This window comes from Paenibacillus sp. JJ1683, from assembly GCF_053006485.1.
Genome location: NZ_CM129820.1, coordinates 4300250 through 4324488, shown reverse-complemented (window position 1 = coordinate 4324488; position 24239 = coordinate 4300250). Strand labels below are relative to the sequence as shown.

The 24239-nt window shown below is 45.6% G+C and carries 19 protein-coding genes; 17 read left to right on the top strand and 2 right to left on the bottom strand.

Annotated elements, in window-relative coordinates; all coding sequences use genetic code 11:
* Positions 1-83: 83 nt before the first annotated feature.
* Positions 84-2132 (top strand): methyl-accepting chemotaxis protein, encoded by a 2049-nt coding sequence (locus ACUC6J_RS18445; RefSeq protein ID WP_447249256.1) that lies wholly within the window; start codon positions 84-86, stop codon positions 2130-2132.
* Between the two features lie 146 nt (positions 2133-2278).
* On the opposite strand, the gene uraA is transcribed toward ACUC6J_RS18445, so the two are convergent.
* Positions 2279-3589, bottom strand: a complete 1311-nt coding sequence (gene uraA / locus ACUC6J_RS18440; protein ID WP_017427785.1) for a uracil permease — start codon at positions 3587-3589, stop codon at positions 2279-2281.
* A gap of 269 nt (positions 3590-3858) precedes the next feature.
* Between uraA and ACUC6J_RS18435 the strand changes: the two genes are divergently transcribed.
* From ACUC6J_RS18435 to crcB (ACUC6J_RS18370), 14 genes are all read left to right on the top strand, one after another.
* Entirely contained in the window at positions 3859-6036 is a 2178-nt protein-coding gene (locus ACUC6J_RS18435; RefSeq protein WP_016819128.1) for a RelA/SpoT family protein, read from the top strand.
* Positions 6037-6173: 137 nt separating this feature from the next.
* Positions 6174-6620 carry a D-aminoacyl-tRNA deacylase gene (dtd, locus tag ACUC6J_RS18430; protein WP_013372633.1) on the top strand — a complete coding sequence of 149 codons (447 nt, stop codon included), beginning with the start codon at positions 6174-6176 and terminating at the stop codon, positions 6618-6620.
* Between the two features lie 69 nt (positions 6621-6689).
* Positions 6690-6914, top strand: coding sequence for a hypothetical protein (locus tag ACUC6J_RS18425; protein ID WP_447249255.1), 225 nt, complete (start codon positions 6690-6692; stop codon positions 6912-6914).
* Positions 6915-7143: 229 nt separating this feature from the next.
* On the top strand, positions 7144-7650 hold the full coding sequence (locus tag ACUC6J_RS18420; protein ID WP_016819126.1) for a type 1 glutamine amidotransferase domain-containing protein: 507 nt from the start codon (positions 7144-7146) through the stop codon (positions 7648-7650).
* Positions 7651-7709: 59 nt separating this feature from the next.
* Positions 7710-8180, top strand: a complete 471-nt coding sequence (locus ACUC6J_RS18415) for a hypothetical protein (protein WP_044787276.1) — start codon at positions 7710-7712, stop codon at positions 8178-8180.
* 656 nt (positions 8181-8836) lie between these two features.
* A complete protein-coding gene (gene hisS / locus ACUC6J_RS18410) occupies positions 8837-10081 on the top strand; it encodes a histidine--tRNA ligase (RefSeq protein WP_013372628.1) in 1245 nt (414 codons plus the stop codon).
* A gap of 85 nt (positions 10082-10166) precedes the next feature.
* Positions 10167-11945: an aspartate--tRNA ligase gene (gene aspS / locus ACUC6J_RS18405; protein ID WP_447249254.1), complete on the top strand. Its 1779-nt coding sequence runs from the start codon at positions 10167-10169 to the stop codon at positions 11943-11945.
* 158 nt (positions 11946-12103) lie between these two features.
* Positions 12104-12853: a tRNA threonylcarbamoyladenosine dehydratase gene (locus ACUC6J_RS18400; protein WP_016819123.1), complete on the top strand. Its 750-nt coding sequence runs from the start codon at positions 12104-12106 to the stop codon at positions 12851-12853.
* A 172-nt stretch (positions 12854-13025) separates the two neighbouring features.
* Positions 13026-14324: an NCS2 family permease gene (locus ACUC6J_RS18395; protein ID WP_222822064.1), complete on the top strand. Its 1299-nt coding sequence runs from the start codon at positions 13026-13028 to the stop codon at positions 14322-14324.
* A gap of 97 nt (positions 14325-14421) precedes the next feature.
* Positions 14422-16248 (top strand): ABC transporter ATP-binding protein, encoded by a 1827-nt coding sequence (locus ACUC6J_RS18390; protein WP_019688320.1) that lies wholly within the window; start codon positions 14422-14424, stop codon positions 16246-16248.
* 133 nt (positions 16249-16381) lie between these two features.
* Positions 16382-18523 (top strand): HelD family protein, encoded by a 2142-nt coding sequence (locus ACUC6J_RS18385; protein ID WP_447249253.1) that lies wholly within the window; start codon positions 16382-16384, stop codon positions 18521-18523.
* Between the two features lie 279 nt (positions 18524-18802).
* On the top strand, positions 18803-20113 hold the full coding sequence (locus ACUC6J_RS18380) for a replication-associated recombination protein A (RefSeq protein ID WP_025365610.1): 1311 nt from the start codon (positions 18803-18805) through the stop codon (positions 20111-20113).
* Between the two features lie 85 nt (positions 20114-20198).
* The gene (crcB, locus tag ACUC6J_RS18375; RefSeq protein ID WP_016819118.1) at positions 20199-20600 is read left to right on the top strand and encodes a fluoride efflux transporter CrcB; all 402 of its coding nucleotides are present in this window, start codon (positions 20199-20201) and stop codon (positions 20598-20600) included.
* Complete coding sequence (gene crcB, locus ACUC6J_RS18370) at positions 20597-20962, top strand: fluoride efflux transporter CrcB (protein WP_016819117.1); 366 nt, start codon at positions 20597-20599, stop codon at positions 20960-20962. Before crcB (ACUC6J_RS18375) ends, crcB (ACUC6J_RS18370) begins: the two co-directional genes overlap by 4 nt.
* A 105-nt stretch (positions 20963-21067) precedes the next feature.
* Here crcB (ACUC6J_RS18370) and ACUC6J_RS18365 read toward each other — a convergent pair whose 3' ends face one another.
* Positions 21068-21898 carry a PPK2 family polyphosphate kinase gene (locus ACUC6J_RS18365; protein WP_447249252.1) on the bottom strand — a complete coding sequence of 277 codons (831 nt, stop codon included), beginning with the start codon at positions 21896-21898 and terminating at the stop codon, positions 21068-21070.
* A gap of 418 nt (positions 21899-22316) precedes the next feature.
* Here ACUC6J_RS18365 and ACUC6J_RS18360 point away from each other — a divergent pair, with 418 nt between their 5' ends.
* Both ACUC6J_RS18360 and ACUC6J_RS18355 read left to right on the top strand, forming a co-directional pair.
* Positions 22317-23465: a WXG100 family type VII secretion target gene (locus ACUC6J_RS18360; RefSeq protein ID WP_025365609.1), complete on the top strand. Its 1149-nt coding sequence runs from the start codon at positions 22317-22319 to the stop codon at positions 23463-23465.
* Positions 23462-24118 (top strand): DUF5984 family protein, encoded by a 657-nt coding sequence (locus tag ACUC6J_RS18355; RefSeq protein ID WP_447249251.1) that lies wholly within the window; start codon positions 23462-23464, stop codon positions 24116-24118. The genes ACUC6J_RS18360 and ACUC6J_RS18355 overlap by 4 nt, the downstream gene beginning before the upstream one ends.
* The last annotated feature ends 121 nt before the right edge of the window (positions 24119-24239 follow it).

The window sequence follows — 24239 nt, the reverse complement described above, 5'->3', positions numbered from 1 at the left end:
CCACGGGGTTTATTGGAAAATAGTTATAAAAAAATAAAATAAATGTCGATAAAAGTGTAAAAAGAAACAGAGGTGGATATACATTGGGTATATTTCAATTTAAGAGTTTACAAGCACGGACACTTTCTACCTTGGTTCCGTTAGTACTTATAACGCTGATTTTAATCAACTTTTTGTCTTATTTTTTTGCCAAACAGAAGCTGGATACGGAAATAAGCCAAAATGCTACTCATTCCTTGTCGAGGGCTCAAGCAGATATTGCAGCTAACGTAGATCGTCATGCTTTGCTTGTTTCGATGCTGACTAAGAGTGCGGAACAACTGGGAACAGAAATGAACATTGAGGGCTATGGACGACTCTTTGAACAAGAGCTGACATTAAATGATATGACTTACGGGTTAGGGATTTATTTTGCTAAAGATGCGTATGACCCAGGAGTGACATACCGTTCAATATATGTGCATAGAGACGGCGAGCTAGTCAAGCAATCGACTGAATATGACGATCCGCAATATGACTATTTAACGCAGCCTTGGTATACAGAAGCCGTGGAACGTGGTAAAGATATAAATTTCACAGAGCCTTTTTACGATAGCAAGCTGAACATCAATATGATTACGGCAGGGAAAGCATTTTACGACAGGGAGGGGAAACTATTAGGTGTCATTACAGGCGACCTAAACATGACGAGTATCCAGACGTATATTGAAAAAATGAAGTTTGGTACTCAAGGTAGTGCGATCTTAGTGGATAAGAATGGAGCCATTCTGTCATCCGGTCTTCAGTCCTTAAAAGCAGGCGAGCCGTTAAAAAACACGATGAATGCGGAAGCAGCACAATCTATTCAAAGTGGTATGTCTGGACAACTATCCATACACATTGATAATGAGGACTACCGGATAATGTACGAAACACTCCCACAAACCGGATGGAAAATTGGTGTATTACTGCCAGAATCGGATTTGAATCGCTCTGCGAATGAAATGCTTAAACTTCTGCTGATTGTTAGTGTTATAGGTATTTTACTAATTATGGGAGCGGTATTGATTAACAATTCAGGCATGATCAAAGAAATTAAAAAAATTAGGCAGATGACCAATTGTATGGCACTTGGTGATTATACCGTTGGATTACCACATCATCGTAAAGATGAGTTTGGCCAAATGGCTGATGGGATCAATAAAGTGATTGTTGCAACCAGAGGAATGGCGTCACGCTTGAGCGAAGAGTCAGGTGTGATCTCAGGTGTATCTTTAAAAATATCTCAGGAGATTTCCGGAGCGACTAAAGATGCCTACCATAATACAGGAGAACTAGCGCAGGTAAAGGAAGGGGCAGAGCTTCAGTTGACCGCAGCAGCAGAAAGTGCGACTGCAATGGAAGAAATGGCTGTTGGCATACAGCGTATTGCTGAATCTATACAGCATGTATCCGAGGCTACCACTGAGATTGAACATAAAGCACAACAAGGAAATGAACGGTTAAACGTGGTCAGCCAAGGAATGCATAAAGCGAAAATGTCTATGGATGAGGCAGGCAGGGTAGTAAGCTCGTTAAATGAGCGGTCCGCTCAAATTGGCAGCATTATTGGAATGATTCAGGATATTAGTGGGCAGACCAAGTTACTGTCGCTGAATGCTTCCATTGAAGCCGCTCGTGCTGGGGAGCATGGCCGAGGGTTCGCTGTAGTGGCTTCAGAAATCGGAAAGCTGGCCGTAAACGTAAGCGAGTCTGCGGAGCAAATTACAAGTCGAATCCGATCCATGCAGGAAGAAACCAAATTCGCTTTGGAAGGAATGCAGCAGGGGGCTCTGGAGATGGATGAAGGCGTATCTATTTTACGTGAGGTGGAAGAACGTTTTATGGCGATGAATCAAGATATTCAGCAGGTGGCGATAGAAGTGCAGGAGGTTTCATCTGCCTCTGAAGAAATGTCGGCAGGCTCAGAAGAAGTTGCTGCATCTATTGGTTATCTTGCAGATATTGCGAAAGCTTCAGCTGAACGTGCAGGGCAAGCCTCGGAACGATCCGAACGGCAGCTAAAGGACCTGAAAGGTCTGGATAGCTCTGCCAAGTCGCTTACAGGTGTTTCTGATACCCTTAATCAGGTCGTATCCCGTTTTCGTGTGTGATATCTTATTTTAAAAATAAATAAAAAAGCCGTGCATAAAAAGACGCCGCTCCATGTAAGAAGGATACTTACACGCTTGTCTATACAGCCTGAGCGTGTTCATCCATAACTAACATGGAGCGGCGTTTTAAAATTGAAAAGTAGATATTAATCTGGTGTTTTTTCAGTTAAAGGTTCCTGCGTTTTATCATTCGACCAGCCGAGCACATCAACCAGCTTGAAGAACAAACTCAGAATAATACCGATGATTGTCGCCAGGGCCATACCTTTCAAGGTGACCGCACCCCAAGTGAGCGTAGTACCGCTGATTCCGACCACAAGCACGATGGTGGCGAGCAGCATGTTAGTTGGCTTGGCGAAATCAACTTTTTGCTCGACGAAGATTCTAAGACCAGAGGCAGCGATCACACCGAATAATAGCAAGGATACGCCACCCATAACTGGAGACGGAATATTAGAAACAATCGCTGAGAACGTACCCGAGAAGGACAACAGAATGGCAATAATAGCCGCTCCGCCAATAACCCATACAGAGTACACTTTAGTTAATGCCATAACACCGATATTTTCACCATAAGTCGTATTAGGTGTAGAACCAACAAAACCGGAAATGATGGTAGAAATCCCGTTACCCAGCAAAGAGCGGTGGAGACCAGGATCTTTGGACAACTCACGTCCGACGATGTTGCTCGTCACTAGCAAGTGACCAATATGCTCTACGATGACGACCAGAGCAACCGGAAGAATCGTCAGCATAGCTGAAGCATTAAAGGTTGGAGTGGTAATTGCGGGATGAGCGAACAAAGGAGCGTCCGCAATAGCCTGCGTATTGACCATACCCATGAAATAAGCAAGCACATAGCCCACCACGATACCGATTAGAATATGAATGATTTTGGCAAATCCGCGAAACAACACCGCACCCAGAACAGTAACACCGAGCGTAACGAGGGAAAGGGTGATCGTTTTGGGATCTGGCGTCCAGGCTTTAGTAGGATCGGCATTAATAATGCCTGCCATGCCTGCAGCAACCGGAACCAGTTCCAGACCAATCAAGGCTACGATTGATCCCATGACAGCCGGTGGAAAAACGATGTCTAGCCAACGTGTCCCGGCGTATTTGATTACCAGTGCAACGAGACAGAAAATAATACCTGTAACGATGAAAGCACCCAGGGCCATTGCATAGCCATTGCTGCCAGGGTTACTTTTAAGCACAAGACTGACAGGAGCGATAAAAGCGAAGCTGGAGCCGAGATAGGCAGGGATTTTGCCACGGCAGATCCATATGTACAACAATGTTCCGATACCGTTCATGAGCAAAATCATGCCGGGATCGACGCCAAAAATATTGGGCACCAGCACGGTGCTGCCAAACATGGCAAACAAATGCTGTACGCTGAGCAGGATCCCAGGTCCTGCTGGAAGCTTTTCATTAACTTGAATTTCGCGTTGCAACGCAGTTCACTCCTTAGTTCTTTCAATTATTCTTATATACATTAATTACTTTTCGTAATTTTTTCAATATAATTCGTTTCATTTCGTCAACAATCCTGATTTTACTTAACCATGTGTGACAAAATAATGCGACAGTGCCAAACCTGTAATAGTTGACGTGTGGCGTGCTAAGCGTCATAATTGTAGGAAATCACTTTTAAAAGGGAACCTTTGCGCGACATTGATCGGCGGGTTCCATTTTGCATAGAAAGGACACGGAATAGAGCAGAATGGGGATAGAGCAATTACTTAAAAAGGCCGGGGCCTATACCAGAGAAGCAGATCTTATCCGCATCAGGGACGCCTATGATTTTGCCGAGCAGGCCCATTCCGGCCAGACTCGTAAGTCCGGTGAACCTTATATTCTGCATCCGCTTGCGGTTGCTGATATCGTCGTTAATATGCAGATGGATACCATCTCCATTATCGCCGCTCTTTTACATGACGTTGTGGAGGATACGACGGTGTCTTTGGCGCAGATTCGCGAGCATTTTGGCGATACATGTGCGATGCTTGTCGATGGTCTGACGAAGCTGGAGCGTATCCAGTTCCGATCCAAGGAAGAACAGCAGAACGAAAATTATCGAAAAATGTTTATTGCCATGGCGCAGGACATTCGTGTCATCGTCATTAAGTTGGCAGATCGTCTGCACAACATGCGTACCCTGAAATATCAATCGGAAGAAAGCCAGCGTCGAATCGCTTATGAAACGTTGGAAATTTTCTGTCCGGTTGCAAACCGATTGGGTATTTCAGCGATTAAATGGGAAATGGAAGACATTGCTTTGCGCTATCTGAATCCTCAGCAGTATTACCGCATCGCTAATTTGATGCATAAGAAGCGGGCAGAGCGCGAGCAATTTATTGATAATGTCATACAGCGTATCAGAGAGAAGCTGGAAGAGATGGGGATTCAGGCTGATTTGTCTGGACGCCCTAAACATATTTACAGTGTGTTTAAAAAGATGACGACAAAAAACAAGCAATTCAATGAAATATACGATTTGCTTGCGATTCGAATTATTGTGGATAACATTAAAGACTGTTATGCCACATTGGGGATTATCCATACGTTGTGGAAACCGATGCCGGGGCGGTTTAAGGATTATATTGCCATGCCTAAGGCTAATATGTATCAGTCCCTCCATACGACCGTAGTAGGTCCCAACGGAGAGCCTACAGAAGTACAAATTCGCACAGTGGATATGCATCGCACTGCTGAATTCGGGATTGCGGCCCACTGGGCCTATAAAGAAAACAACGGGGCAAATAACACAAACTTTGAGGATAAAATCACCTTTTTCCGAGAAATTCTGGAGCTGCAAAACGAGGCGAAGGATGCTTCGGAATTTGTGGAATCACTCAAAATGGACTTTTTCTCAGACCTTGTGTTTGTCTTTACTCCTAAGGGAGAAGTCATTGAGTTACCGGCTGGATCGGTTCCGCTGGACTTTGCTTTCCGTATCCATACAGAAGTTGGAAATCGAACGATTGGCTCTAAGGTAAATGGAAGAATTGTTCCTTTGGATTATCGTCTGAAAACTGGCGATATCGTGGAAATTATGACGTCCAAGCACTCCTATGGACCTAGTCAGGACTGGCTTAAAATTGCTCAGTCCTCTCACGCGCGCAGTAAAATCAAGCAATGGTTCAAGAAAGAAAAGCGTGAGGAAAATGTAGAAAAAGGCCGCGAAAGTCTGGAACGTGAGCTAAGGAAGCGTGATATTGAGCCATCCGTGTGGATGAGCGAGGACAAACTTCAGGATGTGGCACAAAAGTTCTCTTTTAATGATTCTGAAGATATGCTGTCTGCGATTGGCTTTGGCGGTATAACCGCAGCGCAGGTTTGTACACGTTTGACAGAGAAGCTGCGCAAGGAACAAGAAGAGGCACGTCTAATTGAGCTGACGACCGAGGTTAAGGAGTACAAACCCCAGGGTGATCGGAAAAAAACACCGACCAACGGTGTCAGCGTCAGAGGCGTCGACAATTTGCTCGTTCGCTTTGCACGATGTTGTAATCCCGTACCGGGTGATGACATCATCGGCTACGTAACACGCGGGCGCGGCGTATCTGTTCACCGTACCGATTGCCCGAATATTCCTTCGGGGGTGGGCGAAGATCAGGCGCGTGTGATTGAAGTGGAGTGGGAAGAAGCAGCCGAGGTCAATTATAGTGTCGATATTGAGATTACAGGGCATGACCGCAATGGTTTATTGAACGAGGTGCTTCAGGCCATTTCTGAGAATAAAACTAGCTTCTCGGCCGTGACAGGACGTACAGATAAAAATAAAATGGCAATGATTCACATTACAATTCTTATTCGTAATACGGATCATTTGCATTCTGTTGTCGAACGGATCAAACGGGTGAAGGATGTATACACCGTGCATCGGATTATGCAATAAATTTGTGAAGCATACACGCAGGTTTATATAGCCTTTGTAATACATCTTGGGTACAAAGACTCATAGGTGGCTGAAAGAGCCGTGGTACGACTGTGAGCACCTTGTAAGGGGAAGAGTAAAGGAGCAGCGAATAGGCAATGAAGATCATTATTCAGCGCTGTAAAGACGCTCAGGTAACGGTGAATCAAAAGGTGGTCGGTAAAATCGGAACTGGATTAATGCTGCTGGTTGGTATTGGTCAGGGAGATACGGCAGCCGATGCCGTTTATTTGGCGGATAAAACAGCGGGATTGCGTATATTTGAAGATGCTGAAGGCAAAATGAACGACAGTGTTCTGGATGTCGGGGGGGCCATTTTGTCTGTCTCCCAATTTACGTTGTATGGTGACTGCCGTAAAGGGAGAAGGCCCAACTTTATGGGAGCGGCCAAACCTGAGGAAGCGGAGAAGCTGTATGATTTCTTTAACAGCCAGCTTCGAGCCAAGGGCCTGGAGGTCGAGACGGGGATTTTTGGAGCTATGATGGATGTTTCCTTGACCAACTGGGGTCCAGTGACGTTGATTTTGGACAGCGAACGTTCGTAGGTATCCATTCTTGGTATGATCTGAGAACATGAGTAGAAGAGAATAAAATAGCCGTTTAGAGGGACCATAATGTCATCCCGGTTGGTAAGCAGCCATCTGGAAAGCCTTAAGGGTGACAGGAGAGACGAAGCTATGCGTCAGACCCCAAAAATGGACGGATATCAAAGCACGGTGCTACTTTATCCTGGTAGTATGCGGGAGGCAATCAACCTTACTCGTAATGCTGATGCGTTATTACAGCATGTTGCTACAGCTATGGACAAGCCAGGACGCGGTGCCCTACCGCGTAGGTAAGTCATTTGTAAATGCAGCATTAACGACGTATTGTCTTAAGCGGTTATAAAGAGATCGAAAATAATTATGTAGCAGTGCATCAGGGAGGAGCCAACGGGCTCCTTTTTCTTTTTCACTGCTTGGAATTGTTATAAACACAGATCAAGCGGGTAATAACAAAGCGTGGTAAACAAACAAACCTAACTTTAAGCTCGCTTTAAGGATAACCGGAAAGGAGATCTGAACGATAATGAGTAAAATTGCATTTTTGTTGGCTGACCAATTTGAGGATTCCGAAATGAAGGTCCCTTATGATGAACTGAAAAAGGCTGGACATGAGGCAGATATTATTGGGCTGAAGCAAGGTGAAAAAGTGAACGGTAAGCAAGGCAAAGTTAGCTACACTATTGAAAAAGCCATTGCCGATGTGAAATCAAGTGACTATGATGCAGTTGTTATTCCTGGTGGATCATCACCGGAAAATCTGCGTTTGGATGCAAATATTCTGAAGTTTGTAACTGAAATAAATGAGTCCAAAAAAACGATCGGAGCTATCTGTCACGGGCCGCAAATTTTGGCGAGTGCCGATTTGTTACAAGGCCGGACGATTACAGCTTACCCTCCATTGAAAGATGACTTGATTAATGCAGGTGCGCATTTTGAGGATCGAGAGGCAGTCGTGGACGGTAACTTTATTACGTCTCGCACCCCTAAGGATGAGCCCGCTTTTGTGCGTGAGTTGTTAAAGGCATTGTAATTTCCGTGAATGCTTCCTAGATTTTTGCCAGTACAATTCCCAAACGAGGAGGATTTGATATGGCTAAACAGATTCAGGCTTATTTTCGCACAGAAGATGAAGCTGAGGGCGCCAGAGCTTCGCTTCAGGCTTATAGAACTGAACATTTGGAAGTAGGTGCTCTGGATGAGACGCTCGGTCGGGAGACGAGGGTTTTAATTCCGTTGGTCCCTTATAACAATAATGGCACTGTGAGCACAGGAGGTTCTGCGGGTGCGGCGATTCCAGCCGCAGGGGCTTATGGCGAGAATATTCTACCCGATGCGAAGAATGACGAGATTAATTCTAGCGCAGCCCAAAGGGATCTGAATGAGGATCGGAGCGGAACAACGAATCATGACGGAGGTTTGCTCCGTGCGACAGATGTGTATATTAACGGTGATCATGATGAATTACGGTATGTATTGTCCGCCAAGGTGAATGATGCCGATTATGATGAGATCATTTATAAGCTTCGTTCCAATCGTGCATATGTGGCGCAGCTGGATTAAAAAGGGAGCGAATGTCACAAAAATGTCGAAATACGAGGAAATTAGTCACACTAGAGTGGCTGTAATACAATTGTAATATTCGAAACATCATTCCTTAATATTCGTTGTTTATAATAACAGCATGACCCCCTTTTGATATATCTTTTAGACCTGCGGACCGTTTCCGCAGGTTATTTTCTTTTTATAAGACTTATTTGTCTGATTCTAGGGGGAATGTCTTGACTTTGTCGAAGCAGTTCATTAAAATCATAAAATAATGAAAAATGATTTGATGACGGGACCAAGTACTCCGAACCCACAAGCGCAGAGAGGAATTTCCAGGCTGTAAAAATTCCCTTGATGAGCGGACGAATGACCTCCCCGAGAACAGGCGGCGAACAATGAGGAATCTCTGCTGAGTAACGCATGGCATATGCCAAACAGCGGACCATCCTGCATAATAGCCGTACTGCGCGTTACGGGCGTTATACGTATGAGCGGAGTCAGTGTAATGCTGACGGACACTGAGTCATTTGTATGCTAGTGGTCTGGTAAACTCCGGAATGTGGGTGGTACCACGGGTGATTTGTAAACGACAATCCCTCGTCCCTGTTAATGATAACAGGGCGAGGGATTTTTTGTTTTTATAAGAAATACAATGACGGGGGGATACGTAAATGGCCTTTCAAAAACCGACGGGAACACAGGATTTGCTGCCAGGCAGTGTAGAAAAATGGCAAGTGGTCGAGGAAAAAGCTCGTGAGATTAGCCGCCGCTTTAATTACCGAGAGATTCGTACACCAATGTTCGAACAAACGAATTTGTTCGTTCGGGGTGTGGGTGAAACGACCGATGTGGTGGAAAAGGAAATGTACACTTTTGAGGATAAAGGCAAACGGAGCATGACGCTGCGTCCGGAAGGAACGGCTGGGGTTGTCCGCTCTTATGTGGAGAACAAACTGTATGGTGAACCGGACGTAACTAAGCTGTACTATATCGGCCCAATGTTCCGGTATGAGCGTCCACAAGCTGGGCGTCAGCGCCAGTTTCACCAATTTGGCATTGAAGCATTCGGGGCGATGGACCCGGCGCTGGATGCAGAAGTTATTGCTTTCGGGTATCAGTTCTGTCGTGAGCTGGGCCTGAAAGGGGTACAGGTAGAAATCAACTCTGTTGGTAATGCTGCCAGCCGTGCTGCTTATCGGCAGCATTTGGTGGACTTCCTGATGCCCATTAAGGATACGTTGACCAAGGAGAGCCAAGCGCGCATCGAGCGTAATCCGCTGCGTGTGCTGGATAGCAAAGATGATCAGGACAAATTTGGCGGGGCACCTTCGATTTTGGATAGTTTGGATGAGGAATCCAGCACTCACTTTGAAAAAGTGAAACAAAATTTGGATGCGATGGGTGTGGAATATACAGTGAACCCACGCCTGGTACGAGGACTGGATTATTATACGCTGACAGCATTCGAGTTCAAAGCCGAAGGCATTGGTGCTATTGACACGATTGGTGGAGGCGGTCGCTACAACGGATTGGTTGGAGATCTGGGCGGACCGGATCAGCCAGGGATTGGTTTTGGCATTGGGCTTGAGCGAATTCAGCTGATCTTGGAGCATCAGGGTGTCAAATTGAACGAAGCCAAGCCGCTGGATATCTATATGGTGGCTTTGGGTGAGGCGGCAGAAACGGAAGTGACCAAACAACTGTTCAAGCTGCGTCAAGCTGGATTTTCCGCAGAGCGAGATTATCTGGGGCGTAAAATGAAGGCTCAGATGAAATCGGCAGATCGCTTTAAAGCAAGATATACGGCGATTCTGGGTGATGATGAGCTGGTTAAAGGTGAAATTGCACTGAAAAACATGGAAACCGGTGAGCAACGTACCGTTAAGCTGGATCAGCTGGTGGAAGAATTAGGCTAAACAACATGATGTAACATCAGTCAGGGGGAGCTTCCCTCTGGCTGTCATATAGCATTAACTACTAAACCTAACAGGAGTGTGTATTATGAAAAGGAGTCATCAATGCGGCGCATTGACTCATGCGCATATCGGAGAAACAGTTACATTGAACGGTTGGGTACAGACCCGTCGTGACTTAGGGGGCGTACTTTTTATAGATTTGCGTGACCGTAGCGGAATTGTACAAATCGTGTTTAATCCGGCCTATTCCGGTGAAGCACTGCAAATTGCGGATCGTGTTCGCAGTGAATATGTGCTTGAGGTTACTGGTACTGTTGTCAAACGTGATGCAGAAACGATCAATACGAACCTGCCTACAGGTGAAATTGAAGTGCGTGTCACTGAAATCGAAGTATTGAATGCATCCAAAACACCTCCGTTCTTCATTGAAGACGGCGTAGAAGTAGACGAGTCGCTGCGTTTGAAATACCGTTATCTGGACCTGCGTCGTCCGGAAATGCATCAGACGTTGAAACTGCGTTCCAAAGCAGCAAAAGTATTCCGCGACTTCCTGGACGGTGAAGATTTCATTGAGGTAGAAACACCAATTTTAACGAAAAGCTCCCCAGAGGGTGCACGTGACTATCTGGTGCCTAGCCGAGTGCATGAAGGCGAATTTTTTGCCTTGCCGCAATCGCCACAATTGTACAAGCAATTGCTGATGGTAGGCGGCCTGGAGCGCTACTACCAAGTGGCACGTTGTTTCCGTGATGAAGATTTGCGTGCTGACCGCCAGCCTGAATTTACGCAGATCGACATTGAGACTTCCTTCATGCAACAGGATGACTTGCTGCCTATGATGGAGCGTCTTATGGTGAAATTGTTCAAAGAAACAGTTGGGGTAGAACTGGAAACCCCGTTCCAACGGATTACACATGCAGAGGCAATGGACAAGTATGGCTCTGACAAGCCTGACCTGCGTTTTGGTCTTGAGTTGATAAATGTCAATGATATCGTGGCAACCAGTGGGGTAAAAGTATTTGCTTCCGTAATTGAAAAGGGTGGCGAAGTTAAAGTCCTTAATGCCAAAGGATGTGGCACGTGGAGCCGTAAGGATATTGATGACCTGGGTCCTTTTGCAGCACGTTATGGAGCAAAGGGCTTGGCTTGGATTCAAGTGAAAGAAGGCGAATTCAAGGGGCCTATCGTTAAATTCTTCACACCGGAAGAAATCGAAGCCTTGAAAGAGCGTACGGGAGCCGAAGAAGGCGACCTGTTGCTGTTCTCTGCGGATAATAAAAAAGTAGTTGCTGATGTTTTGGGCGCGCTTCGTCTGAAAATTGGCCGTCATTTGGGGCTTATCGACGATAACAAATTCAAATTTGCCTGGGTCGTAGACTTCCCGCTTCTGGGCTATGACGAAGAACAAAAACGTTATGTAGCGGAGCACCATCCGTTCACTCGTCCGAAGGAAGAAGATCTGGCCCTCTTGGACACAGATCCAGGTCAAGTTCGTGCTCAGGCCTACGACATCGTGCTGAATGGCTACGAAGTGGGTGGCGGCTCGATGCGTATTTTCAAACGTGAAGTTCAGGAGAAAATGTTCAAAGCGCTCAATCTGCCGCCTGAAGAAGTGAAGGATAAATTCGGTTACCTGCTGGATGCATTTGAATACGGTACGCCTCCACATGGTGGTATTGCCTTCGGTTTTGACCGTCTTGTTATGTTGCTTGCAGGTCGTACAAATCTGCGTGAAACCATTGCATTCCCGAAAACGGCCAGCGCGACAGACCTACTTATGGATGCACCAGCCGAAGTGGATCAAGCTCAATTGGATCAGCTTCATATTCGTCTTGCTCCGAAGCCTGTTCCACCTAAAGCTTAAAACAAGCGTTGGATTTTGCAAGTGCAAGTTGCCATCTGTTGGCATGTAAATAGATTATAAAATGCCTTGAACCCGTTACCCTTTTATGGATAATGGGTTCGTGGTTTGTATGCTGGAGTTCAAGCATAGAGTTTAAACCAGTGAGGGAGGATTACCATATGCTGCATCAATTTTCACGCACGGAACTGGCCATCGGGACGGAAGGTCTGGAGGTTATGAAAAATAGCACGGTAGCTGTATTGGGTATCGGCGGTGTCGGTTCGATTGCAGTGGAAGCGCTGGCGCGGACGGGTGTTGGACGCATTATTTTGATTGATAAGGATGTCGTAGATATTACCAATATTAATCGCCAAATTCATGCGCTGACGACAACAGTAGGTCAAAAAAAGGCTGATCTGATGGTAGAACGTGTGAAGCTGATTAATCCTGAATGTGAAGCAATTGCACTGAACATGTTTTATACGGAAGAAACATATGAGGAGCTATTCAAGTACGATCTGGATTATGTGCTGGATGCTTCGGATACGATTATTTACAAAGTTCATTTGATTAAAGAATGCTTGAAACGGGGAATTCCGATGATCTCCAGTATGGGTGCTGCGAATAAAATGGACCCAAGTCGTTTTCAAGTTGCCGATATTTCCAAGACAAGAATGGACCCGATTGCCCGTGTCATCCGCACCAAGCTGCGCAAAGAAGGTATTACCAAAGGCGTCAAGGTTGTATTCTCTGATGAGGAGCCAATGAAGCCGCGTGAAGAAATTACCAAAAAAATTGTACCTGCCAACGCACCTGAAATCCGGAAAGCGAAGCAACCACCTGCAAGCAATGCTTTTGTACCTCCGGTAGCAGGATTGATTATGGTCAGCGTAGCTGTCAAGGACCTGTTAGAGCACGCTGGTGTATAAGCTTGAAATGTAGCATGACAGTACATTCGTTAGATTTACAGTAGTATGTTTCAACCTAAGACCTGTAGTTCTGTGCATCACTTCTTGGTGTCACAGTAGGCTACAGCTCTTTTTGTTTTGAAAAAAGCAGCTTACTGCAAACAGATTGAACAACTTGCTGGAGGGTTTTGGTATGAAGGATGGGCTATGGTCCAGAAGTCTCGGTTTCAAGCCCGAGCATCATTGGAAAAAGGAATTAGCCGCGGGTGCCATTTCTTATTTTTCCGTTGTATATATTATTATGGTTAATGCAACCATTTTGGCAGATGCCGGGATCCCTCTTCAAGGGGCAATGCTCGGGACGCTGCTGACCTCGATGATCGGCTGTCTGCTGATGGCTTTTGGCGGAAAGTCTCCCATGGTCGTTGTACCAGGGATGGGGATTAATGCCTTTTTCACTTACACACTCGTACATTCCATGAAGCTCAGCTGGCAGGAAGCGTTGATGGTGGTTGCCGTCACAGGAGTGATATTTGCCGTTGTGGCGTTTACATCATTGTACAAGCTGATCAGTCAGGCGATTCCCCATAATTTGCAGCATGGAATTACGGTAGGTATTGGTCTGTTTTTGACCTTTATCGGTCTGCAAAAAAGTGGGATCGTAATTGCACATCAAACGACTTTTGTGGCTATTGGTCATTTCAATGATCCCAAGGTGATTACGGCCTGTGTAACGTTGCTACTCGCGATTGTATTATTTGTGCGTAACGTTCAGGGCGGTTTGCTTATCAGCATTTTGGCAGGAACTGGGCTTGCATACGTACTGGGAGCTGTAGAACCAACAAGCACGGTAAAAACCTCTGAAACGGTGCGACAGTATGGGCAATTGTTTGGGGAGCTTTCCTTTTCAGGTATCGCTTCGGTAGCCTTCTGGATCGCTGTTTTTTTGCTGTTACTGATTGTGTTGTTTGAGAATGTTGGAATGATTACTGCACAGACCAACATGATTGGAAGACCGGATTCTTTTAAGAATAGCTTGCGTGTATTGGCTGTGACCAATATTTTTGCTGGTATTCTGGGCAGCAGTCCCGCGGTAGCCGCTGCGGAGTCGACGGCTGGTATTGCGGCAGGCGGACGTTCAGGAATGACCCCGCTGGTAACTGCAATTTTATTCGGAGCGACATTTTTCTTTATTCCACTATTGGCTTATATTCCTGACAGTGCCATTGCGCCTGTATTAATCATTATTGGGGGCTTAATGGTACAAAACGTAAGAGAGATGGACTTCAGTGATTTTACCGAATCGTTTCCTGCGTTTCTGGTCATGGTCATGATGCCCTTTACTTACAGTATTGTAGACGGTATGGCATTTGGTTTTATTGCATATCCCGTAGCCAAGCTGGCAGCAGGACGGGGCAAGGAAGTGCCTGTCGCATTATATATCATTTCTGTACTGTTTGTGGCTAACTTTGTGCTTCATTCTCTGGTGTAGTAAACTCGAAGATAGGTTGTACTGTTCATACCCGCGCAGAGCGCGGGTGTTGTTGTTTGAACAAGAATGGTCAGACAGGAAGCGAGGTTGATGGTTTATGGAAAAAGAACAACATGGGCGACAAGATGAGCAGGAAGATCGGATGAAGGAAAAGCCGGGTAAAAGGCCGGACAAGGCTGGTATGGGTCGGTTTATCAAACTGATTGCGAGTGCGCATCCGCCCAAGGCCATTCTGATCATCGCCCTGATACTGACCCTGGTTCAGACGATTGCTGGTTTAATCGTACCAATGATGACCAAAGGGTTGATCGATGGCTTAACCTTTTCTTCACTGAACCGTATGGTCATTATTGGTTTGCTTGGCGCTTTTGTGCTTCAAGCGGTAGCTTCGGCAGTTTCGATCTATATGTTGAACTACGCCGGGCACAAAATAGTGGCTAATTTGCGCAAGCGCTTATGGCATAAAATTTTATCTCTACCCATTCCATACTTTGACCGGAATCGGTCAGGAGATACGATGAGTCGTGTCACTAATGATACAAGCCTGATTATGAACTTAATTACCGAGTATCTCGTGAATCTGATCTCTAATGTGATTGCGATTATTGGTGGTATTGCATTGTTATTTTATCTGGATTGGGTGATGACGCTCATTATTCTGACCATTGTTCCGCTAACAGCCCTGATTTTATTTCCGGTAGGCAGAAAAATGTATCGTATCTCCAAAAAACAACAGGATGAGATGGCAGATCTGACCTCAGTGCTGAGTCAGGTTATCGGCGAAATCAGGCTGGTGAAGGCCTATGGAACGGAAAGCAGAGAGGCACAGGCCGGGGAGGATCGCATTTACCGTATGTTCCGCTTCGGGTTGCAGGAGTCGCGTATATTGGCCCTTGTAGGTCCCATTTCTACCTTTTTGCTGACTGCGGTGCTCGTTATTATATTGGGTGTTGGTGGTGTTCGCGTTGCATCGGGTGTACTGACCGCGGGTGATTTGGTGGCTTTTATTTTGCTACTGTTTCAGGTAATTACACCGATGGCCCAATTCACGACCTTGTATTCACGTCTGCAAAAGGTGGTTGGGGCCACTGAACGGATTCAGACTATTTTAGACCATGAAGAGGAACCACTTGAATTGAAGCAGGAAGCGGCAAAAGAGAGCAGAGATATTGTATTTCGTGATGTCGCTTTTTCCTATACCGAAGGTGAAGAGGTTCTTCATCGTGCAAACCTGGTCATTCCGGCTAACCGAACGACAGCATTCGTGGGACCGAGCGGGAGTGGGAAGTCCACCTTGTTTTCATTGTTGGAGCGCTTTTATGTGCCAGATACAGGGGAAATTCGTTATGGAGACGAATCGATATCGTCATATACACTGTCCTCCTGGCGCTCGAAAATTGGTTATGTATCACAGGAGAGCTCGATGATGACCGGAACGGTTAGAGATAATATTACGTATGGCTTGGGGCGCGAAGCTGATTTGGAAGAAGTCAGACGAGCTGCCATGATGGCGTATGCGGATACATTTATTATGGATCTACCTCAAGGCTACGATACGGAGGTAGGGGAACGGGGAATGAAGCTGTCCGGCGGGCAGCGACAACGGATCGCCATTGCGCGTGCGCTTCTTCGCAGTCCTGACATCCTCATGCTGGATGAGGCTACCTCTAGCCTGGACAGCTCATCCGAGCATGAGGTGCAGAAGGCCTTAGCGAACTTGATGGAAGGACGCACGACGATTGTCATTGCACACCGATTGTCTACGGTGGTCCACTCCGATCAAATTATCGTGTTGGACAAAGGCAATGTGACTGGTGCAGGAACCCATGCCGAGTTATTAGAAACCCATCAGGTGTACCGCGAGTTGGCTCAAAAGCAGTTTGTGGAGATGGGAGAAAAGCTTCATACTTTTGTGAAAGAGTAGGGAATTGGGCGTATTAGAAAATAAGGTTGAATTTTTGTGTTCAAATGTGTTACGCTTACTTTCCTTTTTTTGTATCGGAGCAAGTGGATGAGATGCAGAAATCGAGACTTGATATTCTTAGGAGGTAACTGAAATGGAGAATAAGTTTCAAAGTGCCTATCAAGAAGAACAGCATAGGCTGTCGCTTGCTATGGAGGAAATTGATCGGAGATTGGAACGGCTTCGCAATACGCCAGTGTACACCGGGCATGACTTTACGGAGCAAGTACTGGAATCTGCACGGGAGGAAAAACGCCAGGCTTTAGCGAAAAGCTCGCAGGAGCCTTATTTTGGGCGTATGGATTTTGACGAGCGCGGTAGAGGTCAGCGCAAGCCACTTTATATCGGTAAGATCGGGGTGGAGCGTGAAGAAACATCAGCATATCCGCTGGTGATTGATTGGCGTGCACCGATTGCCAGTTTGTTTTATTCGTTTACAGGTGGTGAAGAAACGGCGTCCTACGAAGCTCCTGAGGGAACTGTCGAGGGCTTGGTGTATCTGAAACGCAACGTTGTCATTCGGAAAAGAATCCTGGAACGGGTAGCTGATACGTACAATCGTGAAAGTGACGAGCCTGCCGTTTCTGATGAGTTTCTCGTTTATCGTTTGGGAGAGAACAAGGATAACCGTTTACGGGATATCGTATCTACCATTCAAGCGGAGCAGGATCAGATCATCCGCGCGGCTAAAAATACAGCCCTCGTTATTCAAGGGGTAGCCGGTAGTGGCAAGACGACCGTAGCGCTCCATCGACTCGCATTTTTGCTGTATCAATACAAGGATCAGGTGTCGGCGGACAAAATGGTTATTTTCGCACCAAACCACATGTTTCTCGATTATATTTCAGATGTACTTCCAGAGCTGGGGGTCGGAAATATTCAGCAAAGTACATTTGCAGACTGGGCGCTAGGTTTGCTGGGGCTGGATTTACCTCTGGCAGATCCTACCGAAACGTTATCTTATTGGTTTGAAAGTGGCAGCTTGAGAACGGAATCTATGGATGAGGCGCCGGGTAGATTTAAGGGATCGGTTCATTTTATGAAGCTGCTTCAGGATTTTGTGGAACGACTGGAGCCTATCTCGGTGCCTGAGGGCGACTTTTCACCTTGGGATGGGGCGGTGCTGCCGCGAACTGAGATTTTGAATTGGTTCAATGAGGAATATAAGCCCTATCCGCTCGCGAAACGGAAGGAGCGTGTGCTGGCAAGAGTCCATCGCTGGATTGAAATGGAACTGAAAAAGTCACCTTCGGCGGCTGCGCTCAAGGAACGAAAGAAAAAAGCCGGATCTCGGGAAAAGGCGTATGCTAAAAAATGGCCACAATATGACGCACTGACGCTTTATAAGCAGCTTTTTCAGGCAACTAAAGGATTACCTGCAGAGACCGCTGCGGAAATGAAGACTTCTTTGCCGGCTCCCATCTTTAAGGCCACACAGTCAGACCTGCGAAATCAGATCATCCGTGAAGAGGATCTGACTGCGTTGGTGTATCTTCACGTGCTGATTCATGAGGTAGAATCATCTCAACGTTTTGACCATGTGGTCATTGATGAAGCGCAGGATTTTTCACCTTTTCATATCGCTCTCCTGGATTTGTTCGTAAAAGGGCATTCCTTTACAATACTGGGCGATTTATCGCAGGGAATTCATGAATATCGTGGTGTACATGCATGGGAGGAAATGAGTTCACTATTTGTGCCTGAACAAACGGGGTATTTTGCACTTACACGGAGTTATAGATCAACTTTGGAAATTATAGAATTTGCAAATACAATTTTGGAGCAGGGAGTACGTGGCGGCATTACAGCGGTTCCGGTATTTCGTAGCGGTGATCCGGTGCGTACTGTGTCTTACGACTCGTCCATGCGTGAACAGAGTTTACTTACCGCTCTAAAAGAGCTTTCCTCCAAGGAGTATCGTACGGTTTCCGTACTGACACGTACCTTAAAAGAAGCTGTGGAGCTGCATGAGGTTTTCACCAGTGCGGGGTTGGATGTCCATTTGATTGATGGTGGTAAAAAGCAATATGAAGGCGGCTTGTCTGTACTGCCTGTATATCTGTCCAAAGGTCTGGAGTTTGATGCAGTTATTGTGGCCGATGCCGACCAGGATCATTATGGAGAACGGACTTGGGATGCCAAGCTGTTGTATGTGGGATGTACCCGTGCGCTGCATGAGCTGTGGCTATTGCATGACGGTCCACTTCCAAGTTACGTACCGGCGCAAACGGAGTAATTAGAACGCTGAAGGTCATGCCAACCAAAGAACAGCCACGAAATTCATTTTTCGTCCTAGGCTGTTCTTTCTTTTTAGTTGAATCACAGGTAAGGCTACAGTTATACCGTGACCAGGCTATCTGCAACTTGTTAACCGATATGGTAGAATAAGAGGCGGTTTATAATCGTTTTAATACAGTAGATCGATTGAATTTTCATGTCTTTTAGCTGTATGGGCGAACTTGTTTTCAATGAAAAAAGAAAGTGTTCGTTCATAAATGATAAGGAAGTGAATGAATTGGACTTATTTTCATATTCCCAGGAGTCAACGCCAAACAATCGGTTGCTTGCAGACCGCCTGCGTCCGACATCGCTGGATGAATATATTGGACAGGAGCATGTTGTGGGTCCAGGCAAGCTACTGCGGAGAGCTATAGAGGCCGATCAGGTTTCTTCTATATTGCTGTACGGGCCACCGGGATGCGGCAAAACGACACTGGCACATATCATTTCTCAACACACGCAAGGTGATTTCGTCCGTCTAAATGCAGTAGAAGCATCTGTAAAGGATGTAAGAGAAGTCATTGACCGTGCACAGACGAATAAATCGATGTATGGCAAAAAGACTATTCTGTTTCTTGACGAGGTCCATCGTTTTAACAGTTCGCGTCAGGATGCATTGCTGCCTGCGGTGGAAAAGGGAACGATCGTATTTATCGGCGCCACGACGGAAAACCCCTTTCACTACGTCAACGGCGCTTTAATGAGCCGTTCTACGTTATTTCAGCTTGAAGCGCTAACCCGGGAGCATTCGCTGGCTGCTATGCGCCGTGCCTTGAGCGATGCGGACAAGGGGCTCGGCTATATGCAGCTTCAGGTAGATGAAGCTGCACTGGACCACATCGCGTCCATGGCGAACGGCGATATCCGCCGTGCATTGAACGCACTGGAGCTAGCGGCGCTCACGACCCCTCCGCTGGCAGACGGCACGATTCATGTGACGCTGGAAGTGGCAGAGGAATCCATCCGCCGCCCGATTGTCAAGGCAGACGAGTCCACACAATATGACGTGCTGTCTGCCTTTCACAAAAGCATTCGCGGTTCCAGCGACGCGGCGCTGTTCTGGTTCCTGTATGCCGTAGAGAAGCTCGGCATGGACCCGATGACTTTTATTCGCCGCCTCATTGCAGCGAGCAGCGAGGACATTGGTCTGGCGAACCCGCAGGCGATGGTGCAAGCGGTGAGTGCGCTTGAGGCCTACCGCAATAACGGCTGGCCTGAGGCCAAACTGAACATTGCACAGGCCATTTTGTTCGCCGTGGAAAGTCCCAAGTCGAATGCCGTATACACGGCGATTTCACGGGCCATGTCGGCCATGGACGATATAAAATCGGCCGAGGTGCCGCTACATCTGCGCGACGCACATTACAAAGGCTCGGAAAAACTCGGCCATGTTGGCTATCAATATCCGCATAATTATCCGAATCACTATGTAAGGCAGCAATACTTGCCCGATTCGATAGCAGACCAGACCTTTTACCAGGCCACTGAGCAGGGAAATGAGTCTAAAATCAGGCAAAACCAACGTTGGCGGGAGTCGCAGTCTTAATATATGTGACTTTAATATACGAAGTGTGTACGACATTGTCAGGTTACACGATGATCTTGCAAGAGTGAAGAAGGGAATAAAAGAAATGAAAGACGTACTATTCGTCGCAGCAGGTGGAGCGCTCGGAACCTCTGCTCGCTACAGTATACAATTATTATTGCCTGCGGCTGGGGCAGACTTTCCATTTGGCGTCCTGTTAATGAATTGGCTTGGCTGCCTGTTTCTCGGCTGGTTTTTTACGGTGACCTTGCGATCATGGCGGATCAACCCCCGCTGGCGACTTGCCATCGGAACAGGCTTTACAGGGGGATTTACCACCTTTTCCACCTTTACAGTGGATGCTGTACGCCTCACGGTTCACGATCGTATGCTGACGGCTATATTGTACTTGCTGCTTAGCGTAGGCGGGGGCTTGTTTTTGACGTGGGCAGGTATCCGTTTAGGCACAAAAATGACACAGGTTGCCCCCAAGGAGGAACATTTATGATTTGGTGGGCGGCAGCAGGTGGAATGGTGGGTACACTAGCGAGATACGGGCTTGGCATGTGGGCCGGAAAAAGGTTGGGTACTGTATTCCCGTGGGGGACGTGGATCATTAATATTAGCGGTTCATTGCTGCTCGGCTGGCTGTATGGCGAGTTTGCGCAACACAATTTGTCTCCTGCACTCTGGATGCTACTGGGAACCGGTTTTTGTGGCGGCTACACCACCTTTTCCACATTCGGCTATGAATCTCTTCAACTGATGGAACACAAAAAATACCGACGTATGGCTATGTATGTATTATCTTCTGTAATAGTAGGAGTTATAGCTGCAGCAATCGGGTACAGGGTCAGTTATACCTTATAAATTTTCAAAATGACATGTGAGCACACCATAAAAGCTTCCAAACCCTCACTCAAGGCGTATCAGCCGTGAATAGGAGGGCGGAAGCTTAGTGCTGTGCTTATTTAATTATTTTTTATCTCGTTCTTTGTATAATTCAGGTAAAAGGGCTTTGAGGTCAGGTCGTGGATCAGGGTCAGATAGCTTCATTTCCTCTAGCGTTTGGACGGCAATCCGCAGTACAGTATAATCTCTGTACCAACGATTGTCTGAAGGAACAACATACCAAGGTGCTTGCTTGGTTGCACTTAGCTCTAGTACCTCCTCATAGTATTGGGTATATTGCTTCCAAAATTTCCGTTCCTGCAAATCACTCGGATCAAGCTTCCAGTTTTTGCGAGGCTTCTCAATCCGGTCAATCAGCTTTTCCAACTGAAATTGCTTTGAAATATGTAAAAAGATTTTAACCACCTTTACACCACTATCCAGCAACAACTGTTCAAAATGCTTGATATGCTTCATATTCTGCTTGGCCTGCTTATCGGATACCTGTCCGTGAACACGTGTAATCAGCACATCCTCGTAGTAAGAACGATTGAACGCCGCAATATATCCGCGTCCTGGAGTTACGCTATGGGCGCGCCACAAGAAATCATGGCTTAATTCCTCAGTCGTAGGTGATTTGAAGCTGTGTACAGTCACCCCGGCAGGGTTAAGATTAGAAAATACCTGCTTGATCACGCCATCTTTTCCGCTGCAATCCATACCCTGGAATACAAACAAAACGGCTTGTTTTTTCTCTGTAAATAATTTACTTTGTAATTCGGCAAAGCGTTCCTTCAATTGATCTGTTTCCTGTCGGATTTCTTCTTTATTTTTAATATTCTTCGTATCCTTGGGGTCCCATTCTTTCAAAGAAACTTTCTTACCCGGTGTCAGCATTCCTAATGAATCAGACATAAAGGCACGCTCCTTTTCAATTGAAGTAATGATCTTGTCTACATCATATACCCAAATGGGGGCGTTATCAAAAATTTCTTAGTGTCGCAATCCGTTTAACAACCGATGAGCGCATGAATGAACCTCTTCACGTAAGTTGCCCACAATGAGCAAGTTGTCATTACTCACAGTCATGCAGAAAGACGATATCAACAGAAACGGTTACACTTCCACTCCTAGAAGCAGCTTGAAATTTAACTCTACTTTGATCCATGTAACTCATAACAAGGGATTATAATACTTTTGACATAGTAATCTGTTTATTTCAGTCCATTGGTCACATAATATAAAAGGAAATATCAGGATAATAGATGGATGTCCCTAAACATCCCCTTCTGATAAGATTATTTCCATCAAAATTAAAGTGGGCGTGGTTAAAATGGGGAGAATATTAGTTCCACCTGACAAACTGATGGAAGTTGCTGATCAGTTTTTACAAGGAAAGCATGAATTGGAACGTATGCTGAATTTCTTGAATGGACGAATTGATTTTGTCCAACAAGGCTGGTATGGTGCCACCCAAGAGAGATTTTTTCAGGAATTTCAGGTTTCTCGACAATCCATGAGTGTAACAATTGACCGACTATCGACAGTAGCACAAGAACTTATTTTTATTTCAAAAAACTTTACACAGGTAGATGGAGAAAAAGTCGTATTGAATGTGCCCTGGCTTGGTGCCCCTGTTAAAACGGCATCCACAGGTGAAGGTTGGTTACATAAAATCTTTGAACAGATTGGACAAGCTGAGATTACCAAGGCTGAAGCTCAATTGGAAGCTAGCAAACTTCAAGGAGAAATCCTTTGGGATACTGCACAGGGAGCAAAAGGAGCTATTCAGGGAAATTTGACATTGGGGATGCTGCCAGATAAAGAACGAGATTATGATCATCCCATGGCAGCTAAAGTAGGTGAAATCCTCGGGAATGTAGCTACAACATTGCAGGGGGCTGGTGAGGTAGTAGCTGGATTGGGTGGAGAAGGATTATCAGTTGCTATATCATCTACAGGCGTAGGGAGTATAATCGGAGTGCCCGGATTAATTGGATCGGCAGCTTTGGCGGCGCATGGAGCTACAACTGCGGTTAAAAGTGCAAGTGGAGTAGGGGAAAGCTCAGCGGAATTGTGGCAGATGGCCAAAGGAGAAGGTAGAGGTTCGTCTAACTCCCCAGAAGTTAAGGTAGAAAAGGTACCTGATGGTTTTGAAGGAACGGGTGAAATTCAAAAGAGAACATATGAGCCTAGCCCCAAACATGATCCTCAAAGTGGGTGGGGGAGTCCTAACCCCATTCCAGACGCTGAGACAGGGCAAAAGTTATTGGATGCAGCCTATTCATCTTCAAAAAATAAGCAATTATATAATATTTATGAGGGGAAGCTTGTTAAATTTCAACCAGATGGTGAAACGGGTTGGCATCCATATGAGGTTACGAACCCTGCTAGGGAAGTACCTGCCGATGTATTGAGGCAGTTCCTAAGGGATGGTAAAATTACGAAAGTGGAGTACAATAAGCTATTAAGAAATAAGTGAGGTGCGTTATTCTGAGAACATTTGGAGATAAAAGTACTTTTGCTATCCAATATGAACTTGTAAATAATCCTTTTAATGAAAAGAGTTTAGCTGGTGAATCATGGGGAGAAATTGAAATTTTTGTTCGAGGAAGAAATATTTTTGAGTATAAGAAAGAGAATGTTGTAGCACCTTTTCAATGGAACTTAATTTATATTGTTGAATGGTTTAGTGAAAATCATATGCATATATTGAGTGATGAAGCATTTCCTCTTCCAGTTGAAGGACAAAACTCTCTTGAACTTATAGATAATTGTTTGTTGTTTGATTCCGACAATGACGCTGAATTTGATCAATGGTTCGATACAAAGCAAGAATGGGAGTTTAAACACTCATGGTTTTCAAATAGAGCAGGCTCATTTTTGCCTGATGTATTCTTCAGGAGAGTTAACGATAAAATAGAGATTGCATGGGATAATGAGTCTACGTACTCTTCGGAAGGGATCACTTTCATGAATCCAATTGGAGTTGAATATATTCCCATTGGTATATTTGATTCTACTGTAAGGAATTTTGTTGAAGATTTCTTGGATAATCTTCTATTGAATTCTAAGAACAAAAGTGACGCCGAAAAAATTTGTGAAAAAATAAAGGGCTTAATAGTCCAAGAATAGTTTTACTGCTTGATTAGCTTTGTGCCTCTAAGGTCTTTTTCGATGGGCTATCATTGTCCAATAAACTAATTATTAAACTCCTAATAGCCTGTATACTTTGGAAACCTTTTTACAAGAAATG